At 43.8% G+C, this 25636-nt stretch carries 26 protein-coding genes and 1 other annotated feature; of the genes, 23 read left to right on the top strand and 3 right to left on the bottom strand.

The features are described 5' to 3' along the window. Window positions 1-235 precede the first annotated feature (235 nt). The 17 genes from polA (at window position 236) to SLH55_RS01395 (ending at window position 17087) form a co-directional block, all read left to right on the top strand. Window positions 236-2866, top strand: coding sequence for a DNA polymerase I (gene polA / locus SLH55_RS01475; RefSeq protein ID WP_320322346.1), 2631 nt, complete (start codon window positions 236-238; stop codon window positions 2864-2866). 24 nt (window positions 2867-2890) lie between these two features. Then, on the top strand, window positions 2891-3715 hold the full coding sequence (mutM, locus tag SLH55_RS01470) for a DNA-formamidopyrimidine glycosylase (RefSeq protein ID WP_320322345.1): 825 nt from the start codon (window positions 2891-2893) through the stop codon (window positions 3713-3715). A gap of 68 nt (window positions 3716-3783) precedes the next feature. Next, entirely contained in the window at window positions 3784-4416 is a 633-nt protein-coding gene (ytaF, locus tag SLH55_RS01465) for a sporulation membrane protein YtaF (RefSeq protein WP_219166743.1), read from the top strand. Window positions 4417-4440: 24 nt separating this feature from the next. Further along, window positions 4441-5046, top strand: a complete 606-nt coding sequence (coaE, locus tag SLH55_RS01460) for a dephospho-CoA kinase (RefSeq protein WP_320322344.1) — start codon at window positions 4441-4443, stop codon at window positions 5044-5046. Window positions 5047-5496: 450 nt separating this feature from the next. Next, window positions 5497-6525: a glyceraldehyde-3-phosphate dehydrogenase gene (locus SLH55_RS01455; RefSeq protein ID WP_320322343.1), complete on the top strand. Its 1029-nt coding sequence runs from the start codon at window positions 5497-5499 to the stop codon at window positions 6523-6525. Between the two features lie 502 nt (window positions 6526-7027). Then, window positions 7028-7408 (top strand): adenosylmethionine decarboxylase, encoded by a 381-nt coding sequence (gene speD, locus SLH55_RS01450; protein WP_034756998.1) that lies wholly within the window; start codon window positions 7028-7030, stop codon window positions 7406-7408. Window positions 7409-7541: 133 nt separating this feature from the next. Then, window positions 7542-7922, top strand: a complete 381-nt coding sequence (locus SLH55_RS01445; RefSeq protein ID WP_219166746.1) for a cytosolic protein — start codon at window positions 7542-7544, stop codon at window positions 7920-7922. 82 nt (window positions 7923-8004) lie between these two features. After that, window positions 8005-8460 (top strand): transcriptional regulator NrdR, encoded by a 456-nt coding sequence (gene nrdR, locus SLH55_RS01440; protein ID WP_219166747.1) that lies wholly within the window; start codon window positions 8005-8007, stop codon window positions 8458-8460. A gap of 70 nt (window positions 8461-8530) precedes the next feature. Continuing rightward, the gene (locus SLH55_RS01435) at window positions 8531-9916 is read left to right on the top strand and encodes a replication initiation and membrane attachment family protein (protein ID WP_219166916.1); all 1386 of its coding nucleotides are present in this window, start codon (window positions 8531-8533) and stop codon (window positions 9914-9916) included. A gap of 12 nt (window positions 9917-9928) precedes the next feature. Beyond that, window positions 9929-10861 carry a primosomal protein DnaI gene (gene dnaI / locus SLH55_RS01430; protein WP_320322342.1) on the top strand — a complete coding sequence of 311 codons (933 nt, stop codon included), beginning with the start codon at window positions 9929-9931 and terminating at the stop codon, window positions 10859-10861. A gap of 480 nt (window positions 10862-11341) precedes the next feature. Beyond that, window positions 11342-12208, top strand: coding sequence for a sporulation protein YtxC (ytxC, locus tag SLH55_RS01425; RefSeq protein ID WP_320322341.1), 867 nt, complete (start codon window positions 11342-11344; stop codon window positions 12206-12208). 365 nt (window positions 12209-12573) lie between these two features. Continuing rightward, window positions 12574-14505, top strand: a complete 1932-nt coding sequence (gene thrS, locus SLH55_RS01420) for a threonine--tRNA ligase (protein WP_320322340.1) — start codon at window positions 12574-12576, stop codon at window positions 14503-14505. A 206-nt stretch (window positions 14506-14711) separates the two neighbouring features. Beyond that, window positions 14712-14851, top strand: a sequence feature (ribosomal protein L20 leader region). An 88-nt stretch (window positions 14852-14939) separates the two neighbouring features. Next, window positions 14940-15443, top strand: coding sequence for a translation initiation factor IF-3 (infC, locus tag SLH55_RS01415; RefSeq protein ID WP_034757009.1), 504 nt, complete (start codon window positions 14940-14942; stop codon window positions 15441-15443). A gap of 23 nt (window positions 15444-15466) precedes the next feature. Next, window positions 15467-15667, top strand: a complete 201-nt coding sequence (rpmI, locus tag SLH55_RS01410; RefSeq protein ID WP_032087387.1) for a 50S ribosomal protein L35 — start codon at window positions 15467-15469, stop codon at window positions 15665-15667. A 28-nt stretch (window positions 15668-15695) separates the two neighbouring features. Beyond that, window positions 15696-16055 (top strand): 50S ribosomal protein L20, encoded by a 360-nt coding sequence (rplT, locus tag SLH55_RS01405; RefSeq protein ID WP_034757014.1) that lies wholly within the window; start codon window positions 15696-15698, stop codon window positions 16053-16055. Between the two features lie 88 nt (window positions 16056-16143). Next, window positions 16144-16422: a DUF1294 domain-containing protein gene (locus SLH55_RS01400; RefSeq protein WP_308807551.1), complete on the top strand. Its 279-nt coding sequence runs from the start codon at window positions 16144-16146 to the stop codon at window positions 16420-16422. Between the two features lie 95 nt (window positions 16423-16517). Next, window positions 16518-17087 carry a TVP38/TMEM64 family protein gene (locus SLH55_RS01395; RefSeq protein WP_219166751.1) on the top strand — a complete coding sequence of 190 codons (570 nt, stop codon included), beginning with the start codon at window positions 16518-16520 and terminating at the stop codon, window positions 17085-17087. A 391-nt stretch (window positions 17088-17478) separates the two neighbouring features. Here the strand turns inward: SLH55_RS01395 and SLH55_RS01390 are convergent, their stop codons facing one another. Then, complete coding sequence (locus SLH55_RS01390; protein WP_219166752.1) at window positions 17479-17877, bottom strand: sigma-w pathway protein ysdB; 399 nt, start codon at window positions 17875-17877, stop codon at window positions 17479-17481. A gap of 145 nt (window positions 17878-18022) precedes the next feature. Here SLH55_RS01390 and SLH55_RS01385 point away from each other — a divergent pair, with 145 nt between their 5' ends. Beyond that, window positions 18023-18511: a dUTP diphosphatase gene (locus tag SLH55_RS01385; protein WP_219166753.1), complete on the top strand. Its 489-nt coding sequence runs from the start codon at window positions 18023-18025 to the stop codon at window positions 18509-18511. Window positions 18512-18617: 106 nt separating this feature from the next. Continuing rightward, window positions 18618-19703 carry a M42 family metallopeptidase gene (locus SLH55_RS01380; RefSeq protein ID WP_320322339.1) on the top strand — a complete coding sequence of 362 codons (1086 nt, stop codon included), beginning with the start codon at window positions 18618-18620 and terminating at the stop codon, window positions 19701-19703. A gap of 45 nt (window positions 19704-19748) precedes the next feature. Here the strand turns inward: SLH55_RS01380 and SLH55_RS01375 are convergent, their stop codons facing one another. Both SLH55_RS01375 and sspI read right to left on the bottom strand, forming a co-directional pair. Further along, window positions 19749-20291, bottom strand: a complete 543-nt coding sequence (locus SLH55_RS01375) for a cysteine hydrolase family protein (RefSeq protein ID WP_219166755.1) — start codon at window positions 20289-20291, stop codon at window positions 19749-19751. Between the two features lie 113 nt (window positions 20292-20404). Then, window positions 20405-20620 carry a small acid-soluble spore protein SspI gene (sspI, locus tag SLH55_RS01370; RefSeq protein ID WP_206851204.1) on the bottom strand — a complete coding sequence of 72 codons (216 nt, stop codon included), beginning with the start codon at window positions 20618-20620 and terminating at the stop codon, window positions 20405-20407. A 124-nt stretch (window positions 20621-20744) separates the two neighbouring features. Between sspI and SLH55_RS01365 the strand changes: the two genes are divergently transcribed. From SLH55_RS01365 to pheT, 4 genes are all read left to right on the top strand, one after another. Then, window positions 20745-21506, top strand: a complete 762-nt coding sequence (locus tag SLH55_RS01365; protein WP_320322338.1) for an RNA methyltransferase — start codon at window positions 20745-20747, stop codon at window positions 21504-21506. Window positions 21507-21594: 88 nt separating this feature from the next. Further along, entirely contained in the window at window positions 21595-21741 is a 147-nt protein-coding gene (locus SLH55_RS01360) for a hypothetical protein (RefSeq protein WP_219166757.1), read from the top strand. A gap of 145 nt (window positions 21742-21886) precedes the next feature. Further along, window positions 21887-22924: a phenylalanine--tRNA ligase subunit alpha gene (gene pheS / locus SLH55_RS01355; protein WP_034757039.1), complete on the top strand. Its 1038-nt coding sequence runs from the start codon at window positions 21887-21889 to the stop codon at window positions 22922-22924. A 28-nt stretch (window positions 22925-22952) separates the two neighbouring features. Then, a complete protein-coding gene (pheT, locus tag SLH55_RS01350; protein ID WP_219166759.1) occupies window positions 22953-25367 on the top strand; it encodes a phenylalanine--tRNA ligase subunit beta in 2415 nt (804 codons plus the stop codon). Window positions 25368-25636 lie beyond the last annotated feature (269 nt).

Raw genomic sequence — 25636 nt, 5'->3', positions numbered from 1 at the left:
TATTGTAAGGGTGGCACGAGTTCCATTAGAAGTGACACAAGTTATGCCGACCTCATAGAATCTCACACCGAATTGTACGTTAAGATACAACGAACAATGATGTCCAGCCCCCATCTACTAGCCCGATCTCCAATCACTCTCTTCCTCGATGAAATAAGTGCCCCGTTTTTCCTTTCATTCCTCAACGTGATAGAATAAACCTATAGAATCAGAAGCCTTTACAGGAGGTACTTACATGTCCAAAAAATTAGTCTTGATTGACGGTAACAGTATTGCTTACCGTGCATTCTTTGCCCTTCCTTTATTAAATAACGACAAGGGTGTACATACAAACGCGGTGTATGGCTTCACGACCATGCTGCAAAAAATATTGGAAGATGAAAAACCATCACATATCCTTGTCGCATTTGACGCTGGTAAAACGACCTTCAGACATAAGACATTCACGGAATACAAAGGCGGCAGGCAGAAAACTCCGCCGGAACTATCTGAGCAATTCCCTTATATCCGGGAACTGTTAGATGCATATGGGATCAAACGCTATGAAAAGGAAAATTATGAAGCGGATGATATCATCGGCACCCTTTCCCTGCAGGCGGAATCAGACGGGTTTGAAGTGAAGGTCTATTCCGGGGATAAAGATTTGACCCAGCTGAGCTCGAAAGACACCACGGTCTGCATCACGAGAAAAGGGATCACGGATATTGAAGTATATACTCCGGAGCACATTAAAGAAAAATGGGAGATCACTCCTGACAGGATCATCGATATGAAAGGCTTGATGGGGGACAGCTCTGATAACATCCCAGGGGTACCTGGTGTAGGAGAAAAAACGGCCATCAAGCTCCTGAAGGAATTCGATTCCCTTGAAAAGCTCCTGGAGTCCATTGACAAAGTGAGCGGAAAGAAACTGAAAGAGAAGCTCGAAGAAAATAAAGAGCAGGCCATCATGAGTAAAGAACTGGCTACGATCCTCCGGGAAGCTCCTATCGAAGTTACGGTTGAAGAGTTGAATTATGAAGGCTGGAATGAAGGGAAGCTGAAGGAAGTTTACCGGGATCTTGGATTCAATTCCCTGCTAGAAAAAATGGGGGAATCCACACAAGCTGAACCTGAGGAGCTGGATGATATCTCCTTTGACGTGGTGGACACCATTAAAGAAGAATATCTATCAGACGAAAGTTCTCTTTACATCGAAATGCTTGAAGAGAATTATCATCTTGGGGACGTCATCGGGTTGAGTCTCCATAATGAAAAAGGGACGTTTTTCTTCACTCTGGAAACAGCGGTGAATTCAGATGCCTTTAAGAAATGGGCAGAAGATGAATCTGCCTTGAAGTATGTGTACAACTCGAAGGAGACTGTTGTTTCCCTGAAACGACAGGGTATCGATATCAAAGGGATCGAGTTCGATCTATTGCTCGCTTCCTATATCATCAATCCTTCTGAATCAAGTGAAGACTTCGCATCCATTTCAAAAGGGCGCGGTCAGCCTTCCATCGAGTCGGATGAAGCGGTTTATGGAAAAGGGGCGAAGCAGAAAGTCCCTGCCACTGAGATTCTATCCGAGCATCTTGCACGTAAGGCATTCATCCTGCATGAGTTAAAGAATACGTGCATGAAGGAACTGGAAGAGAACGAACTGTATGACTTATATATGAAGCTTGAATTACCACTCGCTTTGATTCTTGCTGAAATGGAATTCACAGGCGTGAAAGTCGACCAGGAGCGTCTGGAGACCATGAAGGAAGAGCTTGCTCATCGTTTGGAAGAATTGGAAAAGAACATTCATGAACTGGCAGGGGATAGTTTTAATATCAATTCGCCTAAACAGCTGGGTGTCATCCTATTTGAAAAACTGGGTCTTCCGGTTGTGAAGAAAACAAAAACGGGATACTCCACTTCGGCAGACGTATTAGAAAAACTGCAATCGAAGCATGAGATCATTGATCATATCCTTCATTACCGTCAATTAGGGAAGCTTCAGTCCACTTACCTTGAAGGGTTATTGAAGGTCGTCCATAAAGATTCAAGCAAGATCCATACCCGTTTCAACCAGGCCCTCACCCAAACAGGACGACTGAGTTCAACGGACCCGAACCTTCAGAATATCCCGATCCGACTTGAAGAAGGGCGGAAGATCCGTCAGGCTTTCATTCCTTCTGAAAAGGGATGGGTCATGTTCGCTGCCGATTATTCTCAGATCGAACTAAGGGTACTCGCCCACATTGCAGGTGACGAGAAGTTGGTAGAAGCATTCAGAAACGATATGGACATTCACACGAAGACCGCCATGGACGTCTTTGGAGTGAGTAAGGACGAGGTAACGTCTAATATGAGAAGGCATGCGAAAGCCGTCAACTTCGGTATTGTGTATGGAATCAGTGATTACGGCTTATCACAGAGCCTTGATATCACACGGAAAGAAGCAGGGGAATTCATTAAGAAATACTTGGAAAGCTTCCCCGGCGTAAAAGAATATATGGATGATATCGTCCAGGATGCGAAACAGAAGGGGTATGTGACAACTCTGTTGAATCGCCGCCGTTACCTTCCTGAAATCACGAGCCGTAATTTCAATTTACGAAGTTTTGCAGAACGTACAGCGATGAATACACCGATTCAGGGAAGTGCAGCGGATATCATCAAGAAAGCCATGATTGATATGGCGGCCAGATTGAAGGAAGAGAATCTTCAATCAAGGATGTTGTTACAGGTGCATGATGAATTGATCTTCGAGGCTCCTGAGGAAGAAATCGAAACCTTGAAGAAGATCGTACCTGAAGTGATGGAGAATGCCATGGAGCTTGAAGTTCCGCTGAAGGTTGATTATTCGTATGGACAAACATGGTACGACGCGAAGTAGTTTTATGCAGAAGGAGGTGCCACATTGCCTGAATTGCCTGAAGTAGAAACGGTCAGAAAGACATTGGAGCTCCTGGTCCTCGGAAAGAAGATTAAAGATGTCAGTGTCTTTTGGCCGAAAATGATCAAAAATCCCATTGAAACGGATGAATTCACTGATAGTCTGAAAGGTCAGGAAATCCTTGAAATGAGGAGAAGAGGGAAGTTTCTCATCTTCTACTTGAATGATGTTGCCCTCGTTTCCCATTTAAGAATGGAAGGGAAGTATAACTTAGCGGAACATCAGGATCCCATTGAAAAACATACTCATGTCATCTTTCACTTTACGGACGGGACGGAGCTCAGATACCGCGATGTCCGGAAGTTTGGGACGATGCATCTGTTCAAGAAAGGGGAGGAACTGCTTCATCTTCCCCTTCTTCAACTGGGTCCAGAGCCTTTCCTTTCTGAATTCACAGTGGATTACCTGGCTGAAAAGCTTGGCAGGACGGACAGGATCGTGAAGGCGACCTTATTGGATCAGACGGTTCTTGTGGGCCTTGGGAATATTTACGTGGATGAAGCCTTATTCCGTGCCGGCATTCATCCTGACCGGAAGTCGAAGTCCCTGTCACAAGATGAAATCAAACAACTGCACAGGGAAATCATTCACACGTTGACCGAAGCCGTGGAAATGGGTGGCAGTACGATCCGGTCATACGTGAACTCCCAGGGGCAGATGGGGATGTTCCAGCAGAATCTTTATGTTTACAGCAGGAAAGAAGAGCCTTGCCGTAACTGCGGGACGCCCATCGAGAAGAAAGTATCAGCCGGGAGAGGGACTCATTATTGTCCCCGATGTCAGCGGTAGAAAGAAGGTTTAACATTTGATAAGCCCTTACCATATAGTATTGTAATGATTTTTGGGAGGGCTATTAGATGAGTGAAACAATCTCCTTATTACTGCTGGCGTTTGCTGTGAGTCTCGATAGTTTTAGCACTGGTTTGACTTATGGATTGCGAAAAGTGAAAATCCCTACAAAATCAATCAGCATCATATCGATCTGTTCAGCGAGCTCATTATTGCTGGCCATGTTACTCGGTCAAACCATCGGATCCGTCATTACCCCGGTCTGGGCAGGGAGGATCGGCGGACTGATCCTTGTCGTGATCGGCGCAGCCGTTCTTTACCAGTTTTTCAGACCGGAAAAGGAAACGGTGTTATCACATGAAAAAACATTGATCAATTTTGAAATCAAATCCATAGGTTTAGTGATACAAATATTAAGAAGACCGCTTACGGCGGACTTTGATAAATCCGGTACGATTACGGGTATCGAAGCGTTCATGCTGGGGATTGCCCTGTCACTGGATGCCTTCGGTGCCGGGATCGGTGCCGCATTATTACATTTCTCACCAGTCATGCTCACCCTTGCGATCTTTGTGATGAGCTTTTCGTTCTTATTTTCCGGATTGAAAATGGGGGAATTCTTCTCACATCTTCGCTGGATTCACCGCGTCTCGTTTCTTCCGGGCGTCCTGCTCATCCTCATTGGGATCCTGCGGTTTTAATGGCTGGTACGAAAGGATTCGATCATGGCAACTATTATAGGATTGACAGGTGGTATTGCGAGCGGTAAAAGCACCGTTTCCACCATGTTAAATGAAAAAGGATATACAATCATCGATGCAGACCTGGCTTCCCGCATGGTCGTAGAAGTCGGCCAGCCGGCCTACCTTGCCATTGTGGAGGAATTTGGTGACACCATCCTTCACGAAAACGATTCAACCATCAACCGTGAAAAACTCGGTCAAATCATCTTCAACTCCGAAGAAAAACGAAAAAAACTGAACAGCATCGTCCATCCAGCGGTAAGAAGCATGATGCTGCAGCACAAGGATGAAGCCATAGCTGTCGGCAAAAGCACGATCTTCCTGGATATTCCTTTGTTATTCGAAAGCAACCTGACGTGGATGGTAGAGCGTACCCTCTTAGTTTACGTGAACGAAGAAACACAGCTGACACGCTTAATGGAACGGAATCATTTCAATCGTGAAGATGCAGAAGCAAGGATCGCTTCCCAGTTCCCCCTCAAAGACAAAGTCAACCTAGCCGACGCAGTCATCGACAACAACGGCTCACTGCAAGAAACAAAAGAACAGATTGAAGCACTTTTAGTGGAATGGGACTTACAACCATAGCATATTAAATGAACCGACAAGAAAATTCTTGTCGGTCATTTTTGTTTTTTTAGATGGACTATTGTTGTAGAGTTATATGTTGTTCTAATTGGTACCATCATGATATCCATGGTTGAGTGTAGCGGAAGGTTGCTCGACTCCTGCGGGAAAAGTGGGACAGGTGAGACCCAACAGGCGCAGCCGAGGAGGCTCACCGCCCACCCCGCGGAAAGCGAGCAACCTGTAGCGGAACTCAACCCAGCACATACCCCTACAAATTATTATACGGGTTTAATTGAAATAACGTATGTTTCTAAACCACAAAAATATACATACAATAAGCACATTTGTCAGAATTATAAAACATTTAAAATCCGCAAAATACTTATTAACTAATTCTCTAAATATGTTATACTATTTTTAGCAAATAAACATATAAGTATAACATTAATATAGAGGGGAGCCGGATTTATGAAGGCGAAAATTGCAATCAATGGTTTTGGACGTATTGGGAGAATGGTTTTCAGAAAAGCGATCTTAGAGGATGAATTAGAGGTTGTAGCCATCAATGCAAGCTACCCGGCTGAAACGTTAGCCCATTTAATAAAGTATGACACAAATCATGGTACTTTCCAGGCAGACGTAGTGACAGAAGATGATGCACTCATCGTCAACGGTAAACGTGTCCTGTTATTAAGCAATCGTGATCCTAAAGCATTACCTTGGAACGAGTTGGATATCGATATCGTGATCGAAGCGACTGGTAAATTCAATTCAAAGGATAAAGCAAGCCTTCATTTAGAAGCCGGAGCCAAAAAAGTCATCCTGACGGCCCCTGGTAAAAATGAAGACGTAACGATTGTGATGGGTGTAAATGAAAGCGCATTAAATATAGAAGAACACAGCGTCATCTCAAACGCTTCCTGCACGACGAACTGCTTAGCGCCTGTTGCAAAAGTGCTGGATGAACAGTTTGGAATTGAAAACGGTCTCATGACAACCGTACACGCTTATACAAATGATCAAAAAAATATCGACAATCCACATAAAGACTTACGAAGAGCAAGAGCGTGCGGACAATCGATCATCCCGACCACGACGGGTGCTGCAAAAGCATTATCATTGGTCCTTCCGCAATTGAACGGAAAGCTTCACGGAATGGCACTGCGTGTTCCGACTCCAAACGTTTCATTGGTTGATTTAGTCGTGGATGTGAAAAGGGACGTAACCGTGGAAGAAATCAATGAAGCATTCATCACCGCATCCCTCGGTTCCCTGCACGGTGTGCTTCAATACACAACAGAACCATTGGTATCGATCGACTTTAATACAAACCCTCATTCAGCCATCATCGACGGATTGTCCACGATGGTCATGGGCAGCCGTAAAGTGAAGGTGCTCGCATGGTACGACAATGAATGGGGCTACTCATGCCGCGTCGTCGACCTTGCTAAATTCGTAGCAAACAAAATGAACGCCAAACAAGGAGTCAACGTTTGAAAGAACCAACATAAACAATAAATCAAATTATTAGAACGTACCTGTCGGGTGCGTTCTTTTCTTTATTTACCTAATGAAAAGTTGGCATTGGGTAGTTTTTATGGCTTTTGTATCTAGGAGTTCCATTGGCAAAAGATTTGTTTAGGGTCTGCCAGTGCTATTTTTAAAGCCGTATGGTGAGTAATAGTGTAGAACCACAGAGTGGAGCGGAAAGGAACGGTCTCCGATGAGGAGGTGAAATTTCTACAAATTGTTTGTATATCAGAAGGTGAGAAGGATTATCACTTTACAGGGTTAAAAAACTTGAAAAAATTTATTGCAAAAGAGTTTTAAACAAAGTATACTATTTTTCGTGAACTTCTTATTAGCAAATGAATACTGATTTAGCTACTTAAAGGGTTAGGACCTCTTCGGACTAACTTTCCCCCGTGGTAGTTAAGATTTTGCCAAAGGATTCGTTCATTTTGACGAAAAAAATCATGTCAAAGGGGGAAATACGAAAATGGAAACAATGGGACGTCATGTAATCTCTGAATTATGGGGTTGCGATTTTGAAAAATTAAACGATGTAGTTGGAATTGAGAAAACATTCGTAGATGCTGCGCTTAAGTCAGGTGCAGAAGTACGTGAGGTAGCTTTTCACAAGTTTGCGCCTCAAGGTGTGAGTGGAGTGGTGATCATCTCAGAATCACATTTAACTATCCACAGCTTTCCTGAACATGGTTATGCCAGTATTGATGTATATACTTGCGGTGATTTAGATCCTAATATCGCTGCTGAATATATTGCAGATGCTCTTGGTGCTGACACACGCGAAACGATTGAATTGCCGCGTGGAATGGGTCCTGTACAAGTGAAGAAGTCTCAGGCTCAAGCCCTTTAATTCATAATAACTCAGAAGAGATGCGTGTTTCATGCATCTCTTTTTTTGTGCGCATTTTTCACCTGTACACTTTTGGGTTTTTCAATTGTGACATTTCGTGTAAAATAAGGATAACTAAAGGGAGGAACTTGATATGAGTGGAATACGAACCCTATTGAAGCGATTTCAATCAGAATGCGAAACATCCGATCAACATGAAGATAAAGAGCTGAAATCCCGCTATTATAAATCAATGCATCAAAGTGCATTCAATGCAGTACTCGGATTATTCTCATCCTCAGAGTATGAGGTGATCTCACAGTCCAAGGACAGAGGGGAAATCACAGTCCGAAAAAACGGGACGCCCCAATTGTTCATCGTGGCCACTGTGATTACAGTAAGGCCGCTTGAAACGGCAGTGGACTTCAAGGTCAGTGCCGATAAAGGGAAGATTTTTGGTACATACACGGTTTTAAAAGCGCAGATCAGCCATTATTATCACCAGCTTGATAGTGAATTGACCAAAGTGAAATAACGGTAAATCCTTCAGATGCTTGTGAAAGTCGCCGCTTTTTTATATGATGAAGGTAATAGTTTGTAATAACGGAGCTGATATTATGAAATGCCCGTCTTGCCAGCATAATGGTACACGAGTAGTGGACTCCCGTCCTGCTGATGAAGGACGTTCGATCAGAAGAAGAAGGGAATGTGAAGTGTGTAATTTTCGCTTTACAACGTTCGAGAAGGTTGAGGAGCTTCCTTTAATTGTGGTCAAAAAAGAAGGGGTAAGAGAAGAGTTTAGTCGAGAAAAGATTTTGAGAGGGCTGATTAAGGCCTGCGAGAAACGCCCTGTGCCTCTTGAAAGATTAGAAAAGATCTCAACAGACATTGAGAAGGACCTGCGGAATCAAGGTTCCTCTGAAGTGGAATCTGTCAAGATCGGAGAAATGGTCATGGATCATCTTGCAAAAGTAGATGAAGTGGCATATGTCCGTTTTGCATCCGTATATCGACAATTTAAAGATATTAATGTATTTATAGATGAATTAAAAGAATTGATAAAAAAAGAGTAGAAGAATGAGCTGAAGATAGTATTCTTTAGCTCTTTTCTCTTTATGTATTGAAAGGTAGAATCCAACTATGATGAAGAAGCATTGGAATGAAATACAGCCGATCGATCACTATACGGTAGGGACTAATGGGATGCTTCAGGAATATGACCGTAAAATCATCACATTTTTGTACCAGCCTCTAATCGGTTCTGTGTGCTACAGCCTCTATATGAGTTTGTGGGGGGAAGTAGAGGAAAATCGTCTATGGTCGACGGATTCCACCCATTACCATCTCATGAACGTTCTTTCCGTCAACCTTCAGGACGTCTATGAAGCCAGGATGAAGCTTGAAGGGATCGGGCTGTTGAAGGTATATGAAAAAAAGGATGATGAAGACCGGCAATTTCTATATGAACTGCAGCCGCCCCTTTCCCCTCGGGAATTCTTTCATGATGGAATGCTGAATGTATATCTATACCGCAAGATCGGACGCACCCATTATCTTCGTTTAAAGAAGTTTTTTACGGATGTGTCCGTTGATATGAATCAGTACACCAACATTACCCGTTCGTTTCAGGATGTGTTTACGTCGGAACAGATCAACTTCCTTCATCATGATGCCAATGTGGATTCAGAAACCGGCACTGGTGAACAATATATGAAATACGGTAAAAATGATGGACTTGCCTTGGACGAAGTCGATTTTGATTTTCAACTGTTGCTTGCCGGTTTATCCGAATCCATGGTCCCGCGGAAAGCTTTTACACAGAATGTGAAAGAAACGGTGTTGAAGCTGAGCTATCTTTATGGAATCAATCCTCTTCAAATGAAGAACATCGTATTAAGCTCACTGGATGCAGATGATGCAATCGATATCGAATTACTGCGGAAAACCGCCCGGGACTGGTACGGCATGCAAACGGGAGATCAGCTGCCGGACCTGACGACGAGAATGGAAGCGAAGAAACCTGCCGTTCGGGATAAACCTCTCTCTCAGGAAGAGGAGCTCATTGACTATTTGGAAACGACATCCCCAAAGGACGTTCTTTCTGATATTTCCAATGGCGGTTCTCCTTCAAAGGCGGATCTGCAGGCTGTGGAAGAAGTGCTCATGTCACAGAAGCTGCCGATAGGCGTCATGAATGTGCTGATTCAATACGTGTTATTGAAAACGGACATGAAGTTGACAAAAGGATATATGGAGAAGATTGCTTCCCATTGGTCCAGGAAAAAGGTGACGTCGGCTAGTGAAGCGATGATACTTGCGAAGAATGAACATAAGCAGTATCTCGAGTGGGCGGAAGGTAAAAAAGAAACCAAATCGAACAGGCGGAGAAAGCCGATTCGTACTGAAAAGCTTCCCGACTGGTTCAAGGAAGAGGAAGCTCCTGAAGAATCTGATTCCCCTTCTGACGGATACGATTTCGAAGCAGAAAAGAAAAAACTCGAAGAAGAGCTTAAAAATTTTCGGAAGTAGGTGAACATAACGGTGGAGAAAATCAATAACACCTTAAAAAGGTTGGCGACTTCTGGTTCGTTTCAACAGAGATATGAGCAAATGAAAAAAGAGATCTTAGAGAACAATGATGTGAAAGATTTTATCCGCAGGAACGAAGGCCTTGTAACTAGTGAAATGGTCAATGAAAGCTTGATGAAGCTGTATGAATACATTTCCCAAAGCAAGGAGTGTCGTTACTGCCCTTCTTTGCAGGAATGTAAGAACATGATGGAAGGATATGACCCTCACTTGGTGATCAGGGGCAATACCATCGACATCGACTATCATCGCTGCCCGCGTAAAGTCATCCATGATGAAAGAACGAGTGCCCAGCGTCTGATCAAAAGTCTTTATGTACCCAAAGATATTTTACAAGCGTCGTTCCAGACCCTGGAACTTGATTCGAAAAGCCGTCTCGAAGCTGTGCGTTTGGCGAAAAATTTCGTGGAGACCTATACAGAAGGAACAAAAATGAAGGGTCTTTATTTTTACGGGAAGTTCGGTGTCGGGAAATCCTATCTGTTAGGGGCTATGGCTAATGAACTTGCCGAGAAAAAGATCGGGTCTTTGATTGTATATGTACCGGAGTTCTTCAGGGAAATCAAGCAGTCACTCGGTGATAATTCCGTGAATGAAAAGCTTGAAATGGTGAAATCGGCACCGATCCTCATGCTGGATGATATCGGAGCGGAAACGATGTCGAGTTGGGGAAGGGACGAAATCCTCGGGACGATTCTCCAGTATCGGATGCTCGAGAACCTGCCGACATTCTTTACTTCCAACTTTAATTTCAGCGAACTGACCCATCACTTGACCTATAGCCAGCGTGGGGAAGAAGAGAAATTGAAGGCTGCGCGGATCATGGAGCGGATTAAATATTTGTCCAAGCCTGTGTTGATTGACGGCAGGAATAGAAGAGAATAGATTGATGGAGAGGAGATCGCATGCGGTTTCCTTTCTTTTTTTTGTGGAACTGGTTGAGGTGGTGCGGTTGTATTTTACATTTTTTGTTAAACGGCTGAATTTTGTAGGATATCGGCTGGATTCTCACAGAAAACCGCTGGATTATATTAAGTTTCGGCTGGATTTTCGTGCTAAACGGCTTGTTTCACAGTGAAATCGGCTGGATTTGCTGTAACGAACGACCGGACCAACGCCAATCCAGACGAGACTGCCTCACTTAAGAGACGAATCCGCCACAATCCAGACGAGACTGCCTCCAAAAGCCTTTGTAATTATCCCAACCACTGAATCCCCCCAATCCCCTGACGGAAACGAAACCTTTTCCATCACATCTTCCACAAACCCTGCCCCACGGAAAAGAAATTCCCTCATCAACTTCTAATTTATACAAGTCTCCCATATATATAAATCAGGGAATTGGGTTTAAGGAGGCGAGAAAGTTTGATTGAATTTATTTTCAAGCAAAAAAACGATGCGATAAAGCTTCAAGGATACCTCAATAAAGAATTCATCCAATCATGGTTCCATGAAACGCTCTTTCAACATAAAGCGCACTATAATCTGACGATAGACGTTTCCCCCTTCTTTAAGGAAAGAGAAAAGCTGTTCAAGGGTGTTTCTAAATTCGTCATCAATGATAAATGCATGGACTGGTCCGAATCAGTCCTAAGGGAAAACTATTTCTATGAAGATGTGGATGAAATCAATCAGATATTAGAAATCGTATCGGAATTGAGAATGGGGGAACGGCCGGAATTGATGGAGTTGATCGGGGAATGGGATGAAGCCGGCTACGTCCTTGAAAGTTTGGAGCCATTGATGGAAGGGAAAGCCCCCATATCATTCGATTCCTTTAGTAAATTCAGGCTGAAGAAGCTTCAGGAAAGACTGAAGTTGATGGTGGACCTCGCCATAGATGAATATAAGATGGAGCAGGAATATCAAATGTTTGTTCATATGCTTCGGGAGTATCTGGCATCAAGGGAGCAGAAGATGCGCACGATTCATTTATACTCGACGGGCTATGGTTTTCGCTTTTTTGATGAAGAAATGAAGGAAGTGGCTCGCGGGGATTTGACGAAGCTAATTGATAAACGTCTTCTGACGAATCACCCGTTATACGTTGATTCATTCACCATTGCGCCGTTATTATCCCTTGCTCCTGAGAAGATACTCGTTTACGGGCAAAGCGACCATCAATTGATCAGGACCCTTCAAAATATTTTTGAAGAGCGGATCGACCTTTTGCCGTCGAGTTATTTTCCCGATACCCTCTTGTATCCTTCATGGGATATCGCGAATGAATAGGCTTGCTTTTCAAACCATAACCGATTATAATACCTACATAATAAGTCAATAAATAAAGGTTATGATGAGGACAACAATATTTCTATTCCATTCACAGAGAGGGAAGTCACCAGGCTGCAAGCTTCCTAATTCGGTAGTGATATTTACCACCTCGGAACTTCAATCATGAACGGGATCATAAAGGATCCACAGTATTGATTGACGGCTAAATGTCGTTATTCGTTTTCAATGAAGTCATTGGGTGCTCCGGCACACAGTGAGAAGTTGGGTGGAACCACGAGTTTACTTATTAACCTCGTCCCTTCAAACGTGAAGGGGCGGGGTTTTTTTATGTTTTATAACGATACTTTAAGGAGTGAAATCACATGTCAGAAGTAGTGAAAATGCAGTTCCCTGATGGAAATGTCAAGGAGTTTCCTAAAGGGACAACAACAGAAGAGATTGCTGCGTCCATCAGTCCAGGACTGAAGAAGAAGGCGCTGGCTGGTAAAATAAATGGTGAAATGATCGACCTGCGTACAGGGATTCAGGAAGATGGAGCGATTGAAATTGTTACAGCTCCTTCACCGGATGCCCTTGAAGTCCTTCGTCACAGTACGGCCCATTTAATGGCACAGGCGATCAAACGTTTATATCCTGAAACGAAACTTGGAATCGGTCCGGTCATTGAAGGCGGATTCTACTACGATATCGATTCGGAGCACACATTCACTCCGGAAGATCTTCCGGTGATCGAGAAGGAAATGAAGAAGATCACAGGTGAAAATCTGGAAGTGGTACGTAAAGAAGTGAGCCGAGATGAAGCGCAGAAAATGTACGAAGAAATCGGTGACGAATATAAGCTTGAACTGCTTGAAGCCATTCCTGAAGGGGAGCAGGTTTCCATATATGAGCAGGGTGAATTCTTCGACCTGTGCCGTGGAGTCCACATCCCTTCTACAAATAAAATCAAGGAATTCAAGCTGTTAAGTATCGCCGGTGCTTACTGGCGAGGAAACAGCGATAATAAAATGCTTCAACGTATTTACGGTACGGCTTTCTTCAAGAAGGAAGACCTGGAAGAGCATCTTCGTCTCTTAGAAGAAGCGAAAGAGCGTGATCACCGTAAAATCGGTAAAGAATTGAACCTGTTCATGAACTCGCAAAAAGTGGGACAAGGTCTTCCAATGTGGCTGCCAAAAGGTGCAACGATTCGTCGTATCATCGAGCGTTACATCGTTGATAAAGAAGAGCGTCTGGGCTATGACCACGTCTACACTCCAATCATGGGTAGCGTTGAGTTGTACAAAACAAGCGGTCACTGGGATCACTATCAGGAAAACATGTTCCCGGTCATGGAAATGGACAATGAAGATCTTGTCCTTCGCCCGATGAACTGCCCTCACCATATGATGATTTACAAAAACGGCATCCACAGCTACCGTGAGCTTCCGATCCGTATCGCCGAGCTGGGTACGATGCACCGTTATGAATTATCTGGTGCTCTTTCTGGTCTGCAGCGTGTACGAGGAATGACTCTGAATGATGCCCATATCTTCGTCCGTCCTGATCAAATCAAGGAAGAATTCAAGCGTGTCGTGCGTCTTGTTCAGGAAGTATACAAGGACTTTGATCTGAATGACTATTCGTTCCGTCTTTCGTACCGCGATCCTGAAGATACTGAGAAGTACTTTGATGACGATGAGATGTGGAACCGTGCACAAGGTATGATCAAGGAAGCGATGGATGAACTGGATGTCGAGTACTTCGAAGCAGAAGGAGAAGCGGCATTCTATGGACCTAAACTGGATGTGCAAGTGAAGACGGCACTGGGTAAAGAAGAAACACTATCCACTGTTCAATTGGACTTCTTACTTCCAGAGCGCTTTGACTTAACATACGTTGGGGAAGACGGGAAGCAGCATCGTCCGGTTGTTATCCACCGTGGTGTTGTATCCACAATGGAACGATTCGTGGCATTCTTGATCGAAGAGTACAAAGGAGCCTTCCCGACATGGCTCGCTCCAACGCAGGTTCAAGTGATCCCGGTTTCTCCGGATGTCCACTTCGATTATGCGAAAGAAGTGAAAGAAAAGCTTCAGGCTGAAGGGCTTCGTGTCGACATCGATGACCGTAATGAAAAAATCGGCTATAAGATCCGTGAAGCACAGATGAGTAAAGTCCCTTACATGCTTGTCGTGGGAGACAATGAAATCAAGGAAACGGCCGTCAACGTCCGTAAATACGGCGAGCAAAAATCCGAAACGATTTCCCTTGACGCATTCATCGCCCACATCACAAAAGAAGCGAATCGCTAATAAAAGAAGAGGGACGGACCTCCCAATGGTCATTAAGGTTTACAATAATCTTTCCGTTGGAGGTCCGTCCCTCCCCAATAAATTTCAAAAAAACTGTTGCACTCTCCTTAGATGTCTGATATTATGAAATACGTTGTGATATTAAATGATTATTTGACAGCGGTATTGTCATGTGATATAGTATCTAAGGTGAATTGAATACAGTTTGGTACAAGCAGGAGCTACCCGCTTCTCACCTGAATAACGCGTTAAAGCTGTTTACAGGTATGTGATTGACTATTAAAGCCATTTATTTATGCTTAATAATCAGGTGCGGGTGTTTCGACACTCGCATCTTTTTTTGTGTGTTATACACAAAAAGGGAAGCGAGTACGTCAACCAAAGCCGTGTATTCTTTTAATAAACCTTGGAGGTGGCTAATTATTAGCAAAGACATGATCTTAAACGAAACGATTCGTGCCCGTGAAGTACGTCTTATCGATCAAAACGGTGAGCAGCTTGGGATTAAATCCAAGAATGAAGCTCTTGAAATTGCTGAACGTGTAAACCTTGATCTTGTTCTTGTTGCTCCAAATGCAAAACCACCCGTTGCTCGTATCATGGACTACGGTAAGTTTAAATTTGAACAACAGAAGAAAGAAAAAGAAGCACGTAAGAATCAGAAGATCATCAATCTTAAAGAGGTGCGTTTAAGCCCGACGATTGATGAACATGATTTCAACACTAAGCTTCGTAATGCTCGTAAGTTCCTTGAAAAAGGAGACAAAGTTAAAGCGTCAATCCGATTTAAAGGTCGTGCGATCACGCACAAAGAAATTGGTCAACGCGTTCTGGATCGCTTCTCTGATGAGTGTAAAGATGTAGCAACCGTTGAATCAAAACCAAAAATGGATGGTCGTAGTATGTTCTTGGTGCTTGCACCAGTCAACGAAAAATAAAGGACCCGAGGAGGAAAAGCATCATGCCAAAAATGAAAACTCACCGCGGCTCAGCTAAGCGTTTCAAGAAAACAGGTTCTGGTAAACTTAAACGTTCACACGCTTACACAAGCCACTTATTCGCAAACAAATCTACTAAAGCAAAGCGTAAGCTACGTAAAGCGGCTGTTGTCTCTAAAGGAGATTTCAAACGCATTCGTCATATGCTTGACAACCTAAAATAAGAAGTAATAGAAACAGGAGGGAATTATTATGCCACGCGTAAAAGGCGGAACAGTAACACGCAGACGTCGTAAAAAAGTTCTTAAATTAGCCAAAGGTTATTTCGGTTCAAAACATACTTTATATAAAGTAGCAAATCAACAGGTTATGAAATCATACATGTATGCTTATCGTGACCGTCGCCAAAAGAAACGTGATTTCCGTAAACTATGGATCACACGTATCAATGCGGCTGCACGTATGAACGGTCTTTCTTACAGCCGTTTAATGCACGGATTGAAACTTGCTGGTATCGAAGTAAACCGCAAAATGCTTGCTGAGCTTGCGATTTCTGACGAAAAAGCATTCAACCAATTAGCTGACGCTGCTAAAGCTCAACTAAACAAATAATACCTGCTGACTCTGTTAGCAGATAAAAGGACTGGCCCCCGGCCGGTCCTTTCTTATATCATCAAAAAATAGAAAGCAGGTAGATTACGTGGATTCACTAACCGGTATCTTATATATCTATGCCGTCGTCATGAATATCATCGGTTTTATCATCATGGGAAGGGATAAAAAGAAAGCGAAGAAACACGAATACCGCATCAGTGAGCGGGTACTGTGGCAGGTGGCCATTGTTGGGGGAAGCGTCGGAGCGTATTTGGGTATGAAGGTGTTCAGGCATAAAACCAAGCACAAACAGTTTGCCCTTGGCTTTCCGCTGCTTGTCATGCTCCACTGCGTACTGTTCATCTGGTTGAATGCGAATCTCTGAAATCAAAGTTTTCATTCTTTAACCCGTCTCTTCTACATACTATATAGAGAGTGTGTAGAAACAGCTTAGAAAAGCAGAAGGAGGTCGCGTTAGCCATGGACGAACGGTTGGTAGCTGCATTCGCCCTGATGGAATCAAGCGGATATATGGCTCCTGTTCTGTTTATCTTGTTTCACGTCCTGAGGCAGTTTTTGTTCATTCCCGTCGCCCTTGTCTGCATGGCGGGAGGGGTACTGTTCGGCAGCCTCTTCGGCACGGTGTATTCATTGATCGGATTAACGCTCTTATCTGTCACTTTTTATTTTGTCATCAAAGGCTTCAAATCGTTTTACGAAAAGCTTCTACGATTGAAGGAGAAATGGTTCGGCCGGAATGCAACCCTTACGACAGGCCAAATCGCCGTTCTCAGGTTGATCCCTTTTGTCCATTATCAGCTCTTAAATCTTTGTCTGCTCGAACGGAAGAAGGAGCTCAAGCCCTTCATTCGTGCATCTGTCCTTTCAAACATTCCCCTGGCGTTCTTTTACACTGTCTTCGGCCAGTACATCAAACAATTTTCCCCGCCCATTCTCGTTATGATCTTCCTTGCACTCATCGTCCTATTCTACCTTTTAAGAGAAAAAGTGCGTGTTATTCAGTGGAGAGAGTTTTTTCCCAGTAAATAAAATCAATGGTTGTTATTTACACAAAATGTGTATCGCGATGCTCTGTCAATGAGTGTGTGCTAGAGGGTGGTGGGAACTGCTTCGCTTTCCGCGGACGTTCGGCCAAGCCTCCTCAGCACACTTCGCTTCCGGGGTCTTGGCTCGCCCGTTTTCCGCAGGAGTCTACGCAGTTCCCACCACCCTTTTAACAAGATTTTGGTGACAGAGCTAAATAGTACTTAGCCATCATTTAATTTATTGGATAAAAATATCATCATGAGTTGATTGGAGCGGAAGGTGCTCGACTCCGCCAGCCCCGCGGAAAGCGAGACCTGTAGTGGAAATTAACCGCTACTAGCTTCTTTAACAGCATGAATGTTTAGGAAAATAATAAAATTAAAAAAACGACTGGCTAGTCGTTTTTTTGTTGCGCGTTTTGAAGAAATTCGTGGATCGGGCTTTTCCAGTCGAGTTTGGCATTGGGGTATCGTTCTCTGATTTCGTTTTGTAAATATTCGAAGTCCTCCCGGGTGAGGCCATTCAGGGAAGAGACATTTTTCGTCCATACAAAAATGGACACAACTTCGAAAGACCGGTCTGTAGCCCCCAGATATTTTTCCCCTTCGAATCGGACACCTTTATATGTTATGTGGAAATTCTTTCGGACATTTTCCTGATCATCCAGAAAATAAAAACGTTTCTGCTCTTGGGCAAGCTCGAGTTTTCGCTTTGGGTTCATAATGTATTTCACGCTGCTGTATAAAAGATAAATAATAAGGACAAAAATCACTAACCGAATAATCCAAAGCATCACCATTACCTCCATAGGCATATTTCTTCCACTATAATTTACGGTTAAAACAGAAAAAGGTTTCATATTATTTAAAATTTGTTTAAAAATTTGTCATACTAAGAGTGAGCGACATAAATACAGACATCATAAGGGGAGAATGACGATGAACATTGAGAAGTTATTGGACATGCAGAAGAAACTGGATCAGCATATCGAAGAAGAACATGGATTAGAAAAAGAAGACCTGGTCGACAAGAAGATCCTTGCTTTACTTGTAGAAGTAGGGGAACTGGCGAATGAAACAAGAAGCTTTAAGTTCTGGAGTACAAAACCTTCTTCCTCAAAGGATGTAATCCTGGAGGAATTCGTGGATGGTGTGCACTTCATCCTGTCCCTTGGAATCGAAATTGGCATTCAGCAATTTGATTTGGGTGAAACAAACTATACGAATGAAGATGTGACAAAGCAATTCATGGACGTGTTCAAGTACGCCAACCATTTTGCCGAAGAACGTTCGGTTGAACATTTTCAGGAGTTATTCAGACACTATGTATATCTCGGGGAACTACTTGGATTTTCCCATGAAGAAGTGTTTGATGCATATGTGAAGAAGAATGAAGTGAATTATAATCGTCAAAAAGAAGGATATTAAAAGAAAGCGTCATATCTATGAATAGTGAAGAAGATTCAGCAAATTTTGATGAATCACACATGTTTTAGTATAATGGAAGAGTATAATCATTTAGGGGGTCGAAATAATGGCGAAATTAGACGAAACTTTGACAATGCTCAAGGATTTAACCGATGCCAAAGGGGTACCGGGTAATGAACGAGAAGTACGTGACGTCATGAAGAAATACATAGAGCCGTTTGCGGATGAAGTGACAACAGATAATCTTGGAAGCCTGATCGCTAAGAAAGTCGGCGATGAGAATGGTCCCAAAATCATGGTGGCTGGCCATCTTGATGAAGTAGGGTTTATGATTACGCAGATCGACAGCAAAGGATTCCTTCGCTTTCAAACCGTAGGAGGCTGGTGGTCTCAAGTCATGCTCGCCCAGCGTGTGTCGATCGTGACCAGCACTGGGGAAGTGACAGGTGTGATCGGTTCCAAACCGCCGCATATCCTGCCTCCTGAAGCGCGTAAAAAACCGGTTGATATCAAAGATATGTTCATTGATATCGGTGCATCTAGCCGTGAAGAAGTTCAGGAGTGGGGAGTGAAGCCGGGAGATATGGTCGTCCCTCATTTCGAATTCACGGTGATGAACAATGAGAAGATGCTCCTTGCGAAAGCGTGGGATAACCGAATCGGTTGTGCGATTGCCATCGATGTGTTAAGGAATTTGAAAGATGAGAAGCATCCTAACATCGTATATGGTGTCGGTACCGTGCAGGAAGAAGTCGGTCTTCGTGGAGCGAGGACGGCGGCAGCGAAGATCCAGCCTGACATCGGATTTGGTGTGGATGTCGGAATCGCCGGCGACACACCGGGTGTTTCTGATAAGGAAGCGTCAAGTAAGATGGGCGAAGGTCCACAAATTATTTTATACGACGCGTCCATGGTTTCCCACAAAGGTCTTCGCGACTTTGTTACGGATACCGCGGATGAGCACAACATCCCGTATCAGTTTGATGCTATTGCAGGCGGTGGGACGGATTCGGGAGCGATTCATTTAACCGCCAACGGAGTTCCTGCATTATCCATTACCATCGCAACACGCTATATCCATTCCCATGCGGCCATGTTGCATCGTGATGATTATGAAAACGCCGTTAAACTGATTACAGAAGTGATCAAGAAGCTCGATAAAGAGACAGTGGCGAAAATAACGTTTGATTGATTTTACGGAGAGACCCTTATGAAAAGGGTCTCTTTTTATGTGCATTCATAAGGTCATTTCCCCGGATAAGGTCATGTCGGCGGAGATCGTTTTTTTAATGATGCGAATGGCGCTTTCATTATCCTCATCCGTTTCAGAAGCCATGCAATCCCTTGGTATCGACATATCATATTCCCTCATATAAGCATCATTGGCAGTATACAGGACACAGATGTCACCTGCGATGCCTGTTAAGATAAGGTGCCCTACATCTAGCTGATGAAGCAGGATATCGAGCTGCGTCCCGAAAAAGCAGGAGTGCTTGGGTTTGATGATGAAATAGTCATCGGTATCAGGGTGAAGCTTCTCGATTACGGTTCTCCCCCTTCCTTTTTTGCACTCTTCAATGACGTCATTCATATTATCCTGCCAAAGCCCATAGTTATCATTCACATAAATGACCGGTACTCCTGCTTCCTTTGCTTTCTTCTTCAATTCACGAATATTCCCGACGATATTCAGCGTATTTTCGTAAAGTTTCTCTCCGCCCTCAAAATCAAACGTATTAATCATATCGATGATTAACAATGCGCTTTTCTTATGATTCATACAGCGTTTCCCCTTTTGTTTACATATGTATTTTTCATTACCACTGAAAGGGGGATCTATAAACCCGAAAGGAATAAAACAAGGGCAATCCATTTTTAGGATTGCCCATGTTTCTAATGCATTTGCTGCAATGATTCCTCTAATGTTTCAAGGACCATTTTTTGTTCCTGCGGATCTGCGTTTTGCCAGAAGACTTCAAGCAGTACACCGAGGCCTGGAAGGGTTTTCTCTTCTCCTCCCTGGATGGCGTCGACGATGGTGTCTCTCAGTTCGTCCTGGTTATTACCAGATACGTTGTGTATGATCGCTTTACGTAAATTAAGATTCATCACACATTTCTCCTTTTTTCTAGGATAAGGAACTCATTGTTATCTTGTCTCAAATTGAATTTATTATGTAGGAAAGTTAAGGTATAATGAGACGTTGAATAGGAAAATAAAGGAGCGGATACGATTGAAGTATATTCAATCCTCAAAAAACCCTGTAGTTAAACAGTGGAAGAAATTATTGACCAAAAAAGAACGGGATCTCACCCGTACATATATCATTGAAGGCTTTCATCTTGTGGAGGAAGCGTTAAAACAGGAAGATACAGTCTTAGAGATCATCCTTGTAGAAGGAGTCGACATCCCTCAGAAGTGGAACGTGGACTCTGTTTCCATCACGATGGTGTCCGATGAAATTGGGAAAGTTCTGTCTGATACGGAAACCTCACAAGGGATCTTTGCCATCTGTAAGCAAAAAGAGGATGAGCATATCATCGACCAGGCAGCAACGCTGATGCTCCTTGATGGCCTGCAGGACCCAGGTAACATCGGCACAATCATCCGAACAGCCGATGCAGCTGGGATCGATTTGGTCGTGTTAGGGAAAGGGACGGTGGATCCTTATAACCCTAAAGTATTGCGCTCGGCACAGGGAAGCCATTTCCATATTCCCATTGTCAGGAAAGACCTTCATGAAGTCATTCCAATGTTGAAGGAGCGGAACATTCCTGTGTACGGGACCGCCCTTGAAAATGGTCTTGAATATACAACGGTCAAGCCGCACTCTTCTTACGCCCTCATTATGGGGAACGAAGGAAATGGGATGTCGAAAGACCTTTTATCGGAGACGGATCAGAACCTCTATATTCCGATTTACGGCAAAAGCGAATCATTGAATGTAGCGATAGCTGCAGGTGTTTTACTGTACTATTTCAAAAATGGGCAGTGAATTCCCTGAAAAGGTTTGAAATTTGCTGTGAAATTCACTATAATAATGCACATATAACTTTAAAAACGTTGAAAGAGGAAAGTAGCACATGACCTTCTTTAAGGGAGAGGATGCCTTTAGACTGCAAGCATCCTTAAGAAAACATGATGTGAACATTTCACCTCTCGAGTTGGCATCGGGACCATTCCATTATTGCGAATGTAAAGATGCACCGGCAAAGCCGTTATCCGAATGAAGTGAGTATGTCCACCCGTGGATATGCTTATAAGGGTGGTACCGCGATATAAACCTCGTCCCTTTTGGGGATGGGGTTTTTTTATTTGTTTTAAAATAAATTAAAACCGCCCGTTCGGACGATATACATTAAAGGAGGAAGAACAATGGAGGACAAATTACGATCCCTTCAACAAGAAGCCATCGAAAAAGTAAACGAAGCTCAAGACCTGAAAGAACTGAACAACATCCGTGTTGCCTATCTGGGGAAAAAAGGACCGGTAACCGAAGCTTTAAAAGGAATGGGAAAACTGTCAGCGGAAGAGCGTCCTAAAATGGGGGCACTTGCCAATGAAGTCCGTGGAGCGATCACGGAAACAATTGAAGCGAAGCAGGCCGTGCTTGAAAAAGAAGCGGTGGAAAAGAAGCTTCAATCCGAAACGATCGATGTCACATTACCAGGTCGCCCCGTGAAAAAGGGAAATCATCATCCCCTTACGATGATCGTGGAAGAAATCGAAGACCTTTTCATCGGTATGGGCTACACGGTTGCTGAAGGACCGGAAGTCGAGAAGGATTATTATAACTTTGAAGCCCTGAACCTTCCGAAAGGACATCCGGCCCGCGATATGCAGGATTCTTTCTATATAACTGAGGAAACACTGTTGCGTACCCATACGTCACCAGTTCAGGCAAGAACGATGGAACTCGCCAAAGGAAAAGGCCCGATCAAGATCATCTGTCCAGGTAAAGTGTACCGTCGCGATACGGATGATGCGACACACTCACATCAATTTACTCAAATCGAAGGTCTTGTCATTGATGAAAACATCCGCATGAGTGATCTTAAAGGAACGCTGAATGTGTTTGCCAAGAAAATGTTCGGTGAAGACCGTGAAATCCGCTTACGCCCAAGCTTCTTCCCATTCACAGAGCCTTCTGTCGAGATGGATATCTCATGTAAGATTTGCGGTGGAAAAGGCTGTCGTGTATGTAAAGGAACAGGTTGGATCGAAATTCTCGGCGCAGGGATGGTTCATCCGAATGTCCTTGAAATGGCAGGATTTGATTCGAAGAAATATACTGGATTCGCATTCGGTATGGGACCGGAGCGTATTGCCATGCTGAAATACGGAATCGATGATATCCGTCATTTCTACACAAATGATACGCGTTTTGTCACACAGTTCGGAACACAAGAGTAATCGAAAATCGGGTAGGAGGTACTAACACATGTTTGTTTCATATAAATGGTTGGAAAATTATGTAGACCTATCAGGCACAACACCTGAAGAGTTGGCAGAGAAAATTACAAGAAGCGGGATCGAAGTTGAAGGGGTAGAACGTATCGGCGAAGAAATCAAAAATGTGGTCGTCGGCTATGTACTTCAATGCGAGCCTCATCCCGATGCGGATAAATTAAATAAATGCCTGGTGGATGTAGGGGAAGAAGACCCCGTCCAAATCATTTGCGGTGCACCGAACGTAGCACAAGGTCAGAAAGTGGCTGTGGCAAGAGTAGGAGCGGTCCTTCCCGGCAATTTCAAAATCAAAAAAGCAAAGCTTCGCGGTGAAGCATCCCACGGGATGATTTGTTCCCTGCAAGAGCTTGGGGTAGAAGGTAAGCTTGTACCGAAAGAACATGCAGAAGGAATCTATGTATTCAGTGATGATGCACAAGTCGGTCGCAATGCAGTTGAATTATTAAACCTGGATGATGCGATCCTCGAGCTTGGCTTGACACCAAATCGCTCAGACTGCTTAAGCATGCTTGGTGTTGCGTATGAAGTGGCAGCGATCCTGGATCGTGAAGTAAAGCTTCCTGTAACCAATCTTTCCGAAGCTGGTGAACGAGCATCGGATTATGTAACGGTTAAAGTAGAAGCTAAAGAAGATAATCCTTTATATGGTGCTAAGATCATCAAAAATGTCAAAATCGGACCATCTCCACTTTGGATGCAAAATGCACTGATTTCAGCGGGAATCCGTCCGCATAATAATGTAGTCGACATTACGAACTACGTGCTGTTGGAATATGGCCAACCGCTCCATGCGTTTGACTATGACCGCCTCGGTTCAAAAGAAATACTTGTCCGTCGTGCAAAAGATGGTGAAACCTTCGTAACACTGGATGATGCGGAAAGAACCTTATCAAGCAGCCAGCTTGTTATCACCAATGGTACGGAACCTGTTGCCCTTGCCGGAGTGATGGGTGGAGCGAATTCAGAAGTCCAGAACGATACGACCACTGTCCTTCTTGAAGCGGCTTACTTCACTGGTGCCATCGTAAGGGGAGCGTCGAAAGATCATGGGCTCAGAAGCGAAGCGAGCACCCGCTATGAAAAGGGAGTAGACCCGAACCGTGTCCTGAAAGCAGGAGAAAGAGCGGCTCAATTGATGGCTGAATATGCCGGAGGGGAAGTCCTTGAAGGCACTGTATTGGTTAATGAATTGGATGTAGAACCTGTTAAAGTGGAGATCACTCTGGAAAAAATTAATTCTTCTCTAGGAACAGACATCACAGTTGAAACAGTGGAAGACATCTTCCGCAGACTTCAATTTGATATCGAAGTGAACGGTGAAACGTTTGCCGTTACGGCTCCTACAAGAAGGGGAGATATCACCATCCCTGAAGATTTACTTGAAGAGGTGGCACGCCTTTACGGCTATGATAATCTTCCGCTTACTCTTCCAGAAGGAGAAGGAACGCCTGGTGGTCTTACGCATCACCAGCTGAAACGACGGACTGTCCGCCGTTATCTAGAGGGAGCAGGATTATTGCAAGCCATCACGTATTCACTGACAAATGATAAAAAAGCGACCCAGTATGCACTGGACGTGAAAGAGCCTGTCCGTTTATTGATGCCGATGAGTGAAGAACGCAGCAACCTACGCTTAAGCATCATTCCGCAGCTTCTAGAAGTGGTTTCATACAATAAAGCCCGTCAAAACGATTCACTTGCTTTCTATGAAGTCGGATCCGTTTTCTTAAGCGAAGCAGGGGAAGAGCTTCCCGAGGAACAGGAGCATATCGCAGGTGCCCTCACCGGCCTGTGGCACCAGCACGCTTGGCAGGGAGAGAAGAAGCCTGTTGACTTCTATGTAGCTAAAGGGATCCTTGAGGGAATGTTCGAAGAAATCGGTGTTTCTGAAGCCATCTCTTACCGCCAGGCGACTGTGGAGGGAATGCATCCAGGCCGTACGGCAGAAATTCTCTTGGATAACGAAGTGATCGGTTTTGTCGGAGCGATTCATCCAGAAGTGGAAAAAGAATTGGATCTGAACGAAACGTATGTGTTCGAACTGAAGGCATCACCTGTATTCCATTATGAAAAGCCGGCTCTAAGCTACACGCCGATCCCACGTCATCCATCGATCACAAGAGATATCGCCCTTGTTGTAGATGTGGATGTGAAAGCAGGGGAACTGCAATCCATCATTAAAGAGGCTGGAGGCAAACTTTTGAAAGAAGTGGCCGTCTTCGATCTTTATGAAGGGGAGCATATGGAAGCAGGCAAGAAATCACTTGCATTCTCCTTGAAATACTTCGATCCGGCGAAAACCTTGACGGATGAGGAAGTCGTAAAAGTGCATGATAAGGTACTTTCAACAGTGAAAGAAAAAGCAGGAGCCGAATTGAGGGGATAATTCGATTCTTGGAGGAGATGTCAGACAGGGGTCTGGCATCTTTTTTTTGTATGTACGGGATTTTGGAAGGGGAATATTCTGTGGGGGATCAGCAGGTGAAATAAGGATGATATTCAGCAACTGAAATATACAAATAAATCACCTGCTGAATTAAGGCTAATATTCAACAGGTGAATTACCTAGAAAATTCACCTGCTGAAAAACAAAGAAAAATCAGAAGCTAAATATCTTTCACTTTTCAACAGCTGAACAAGCCACCAAAAAACAAA

The organism is Rossellomorea sp. YZS02, from assembly GCF_033963925.1.
GTDB lineage: Bacteria > Bacillota > Bacilli > Bacillales > Bacillaceae_B > Rossellomorea.
This window is presented reverse-complemented; position numbering and strand designations above follow the sequence as displayed.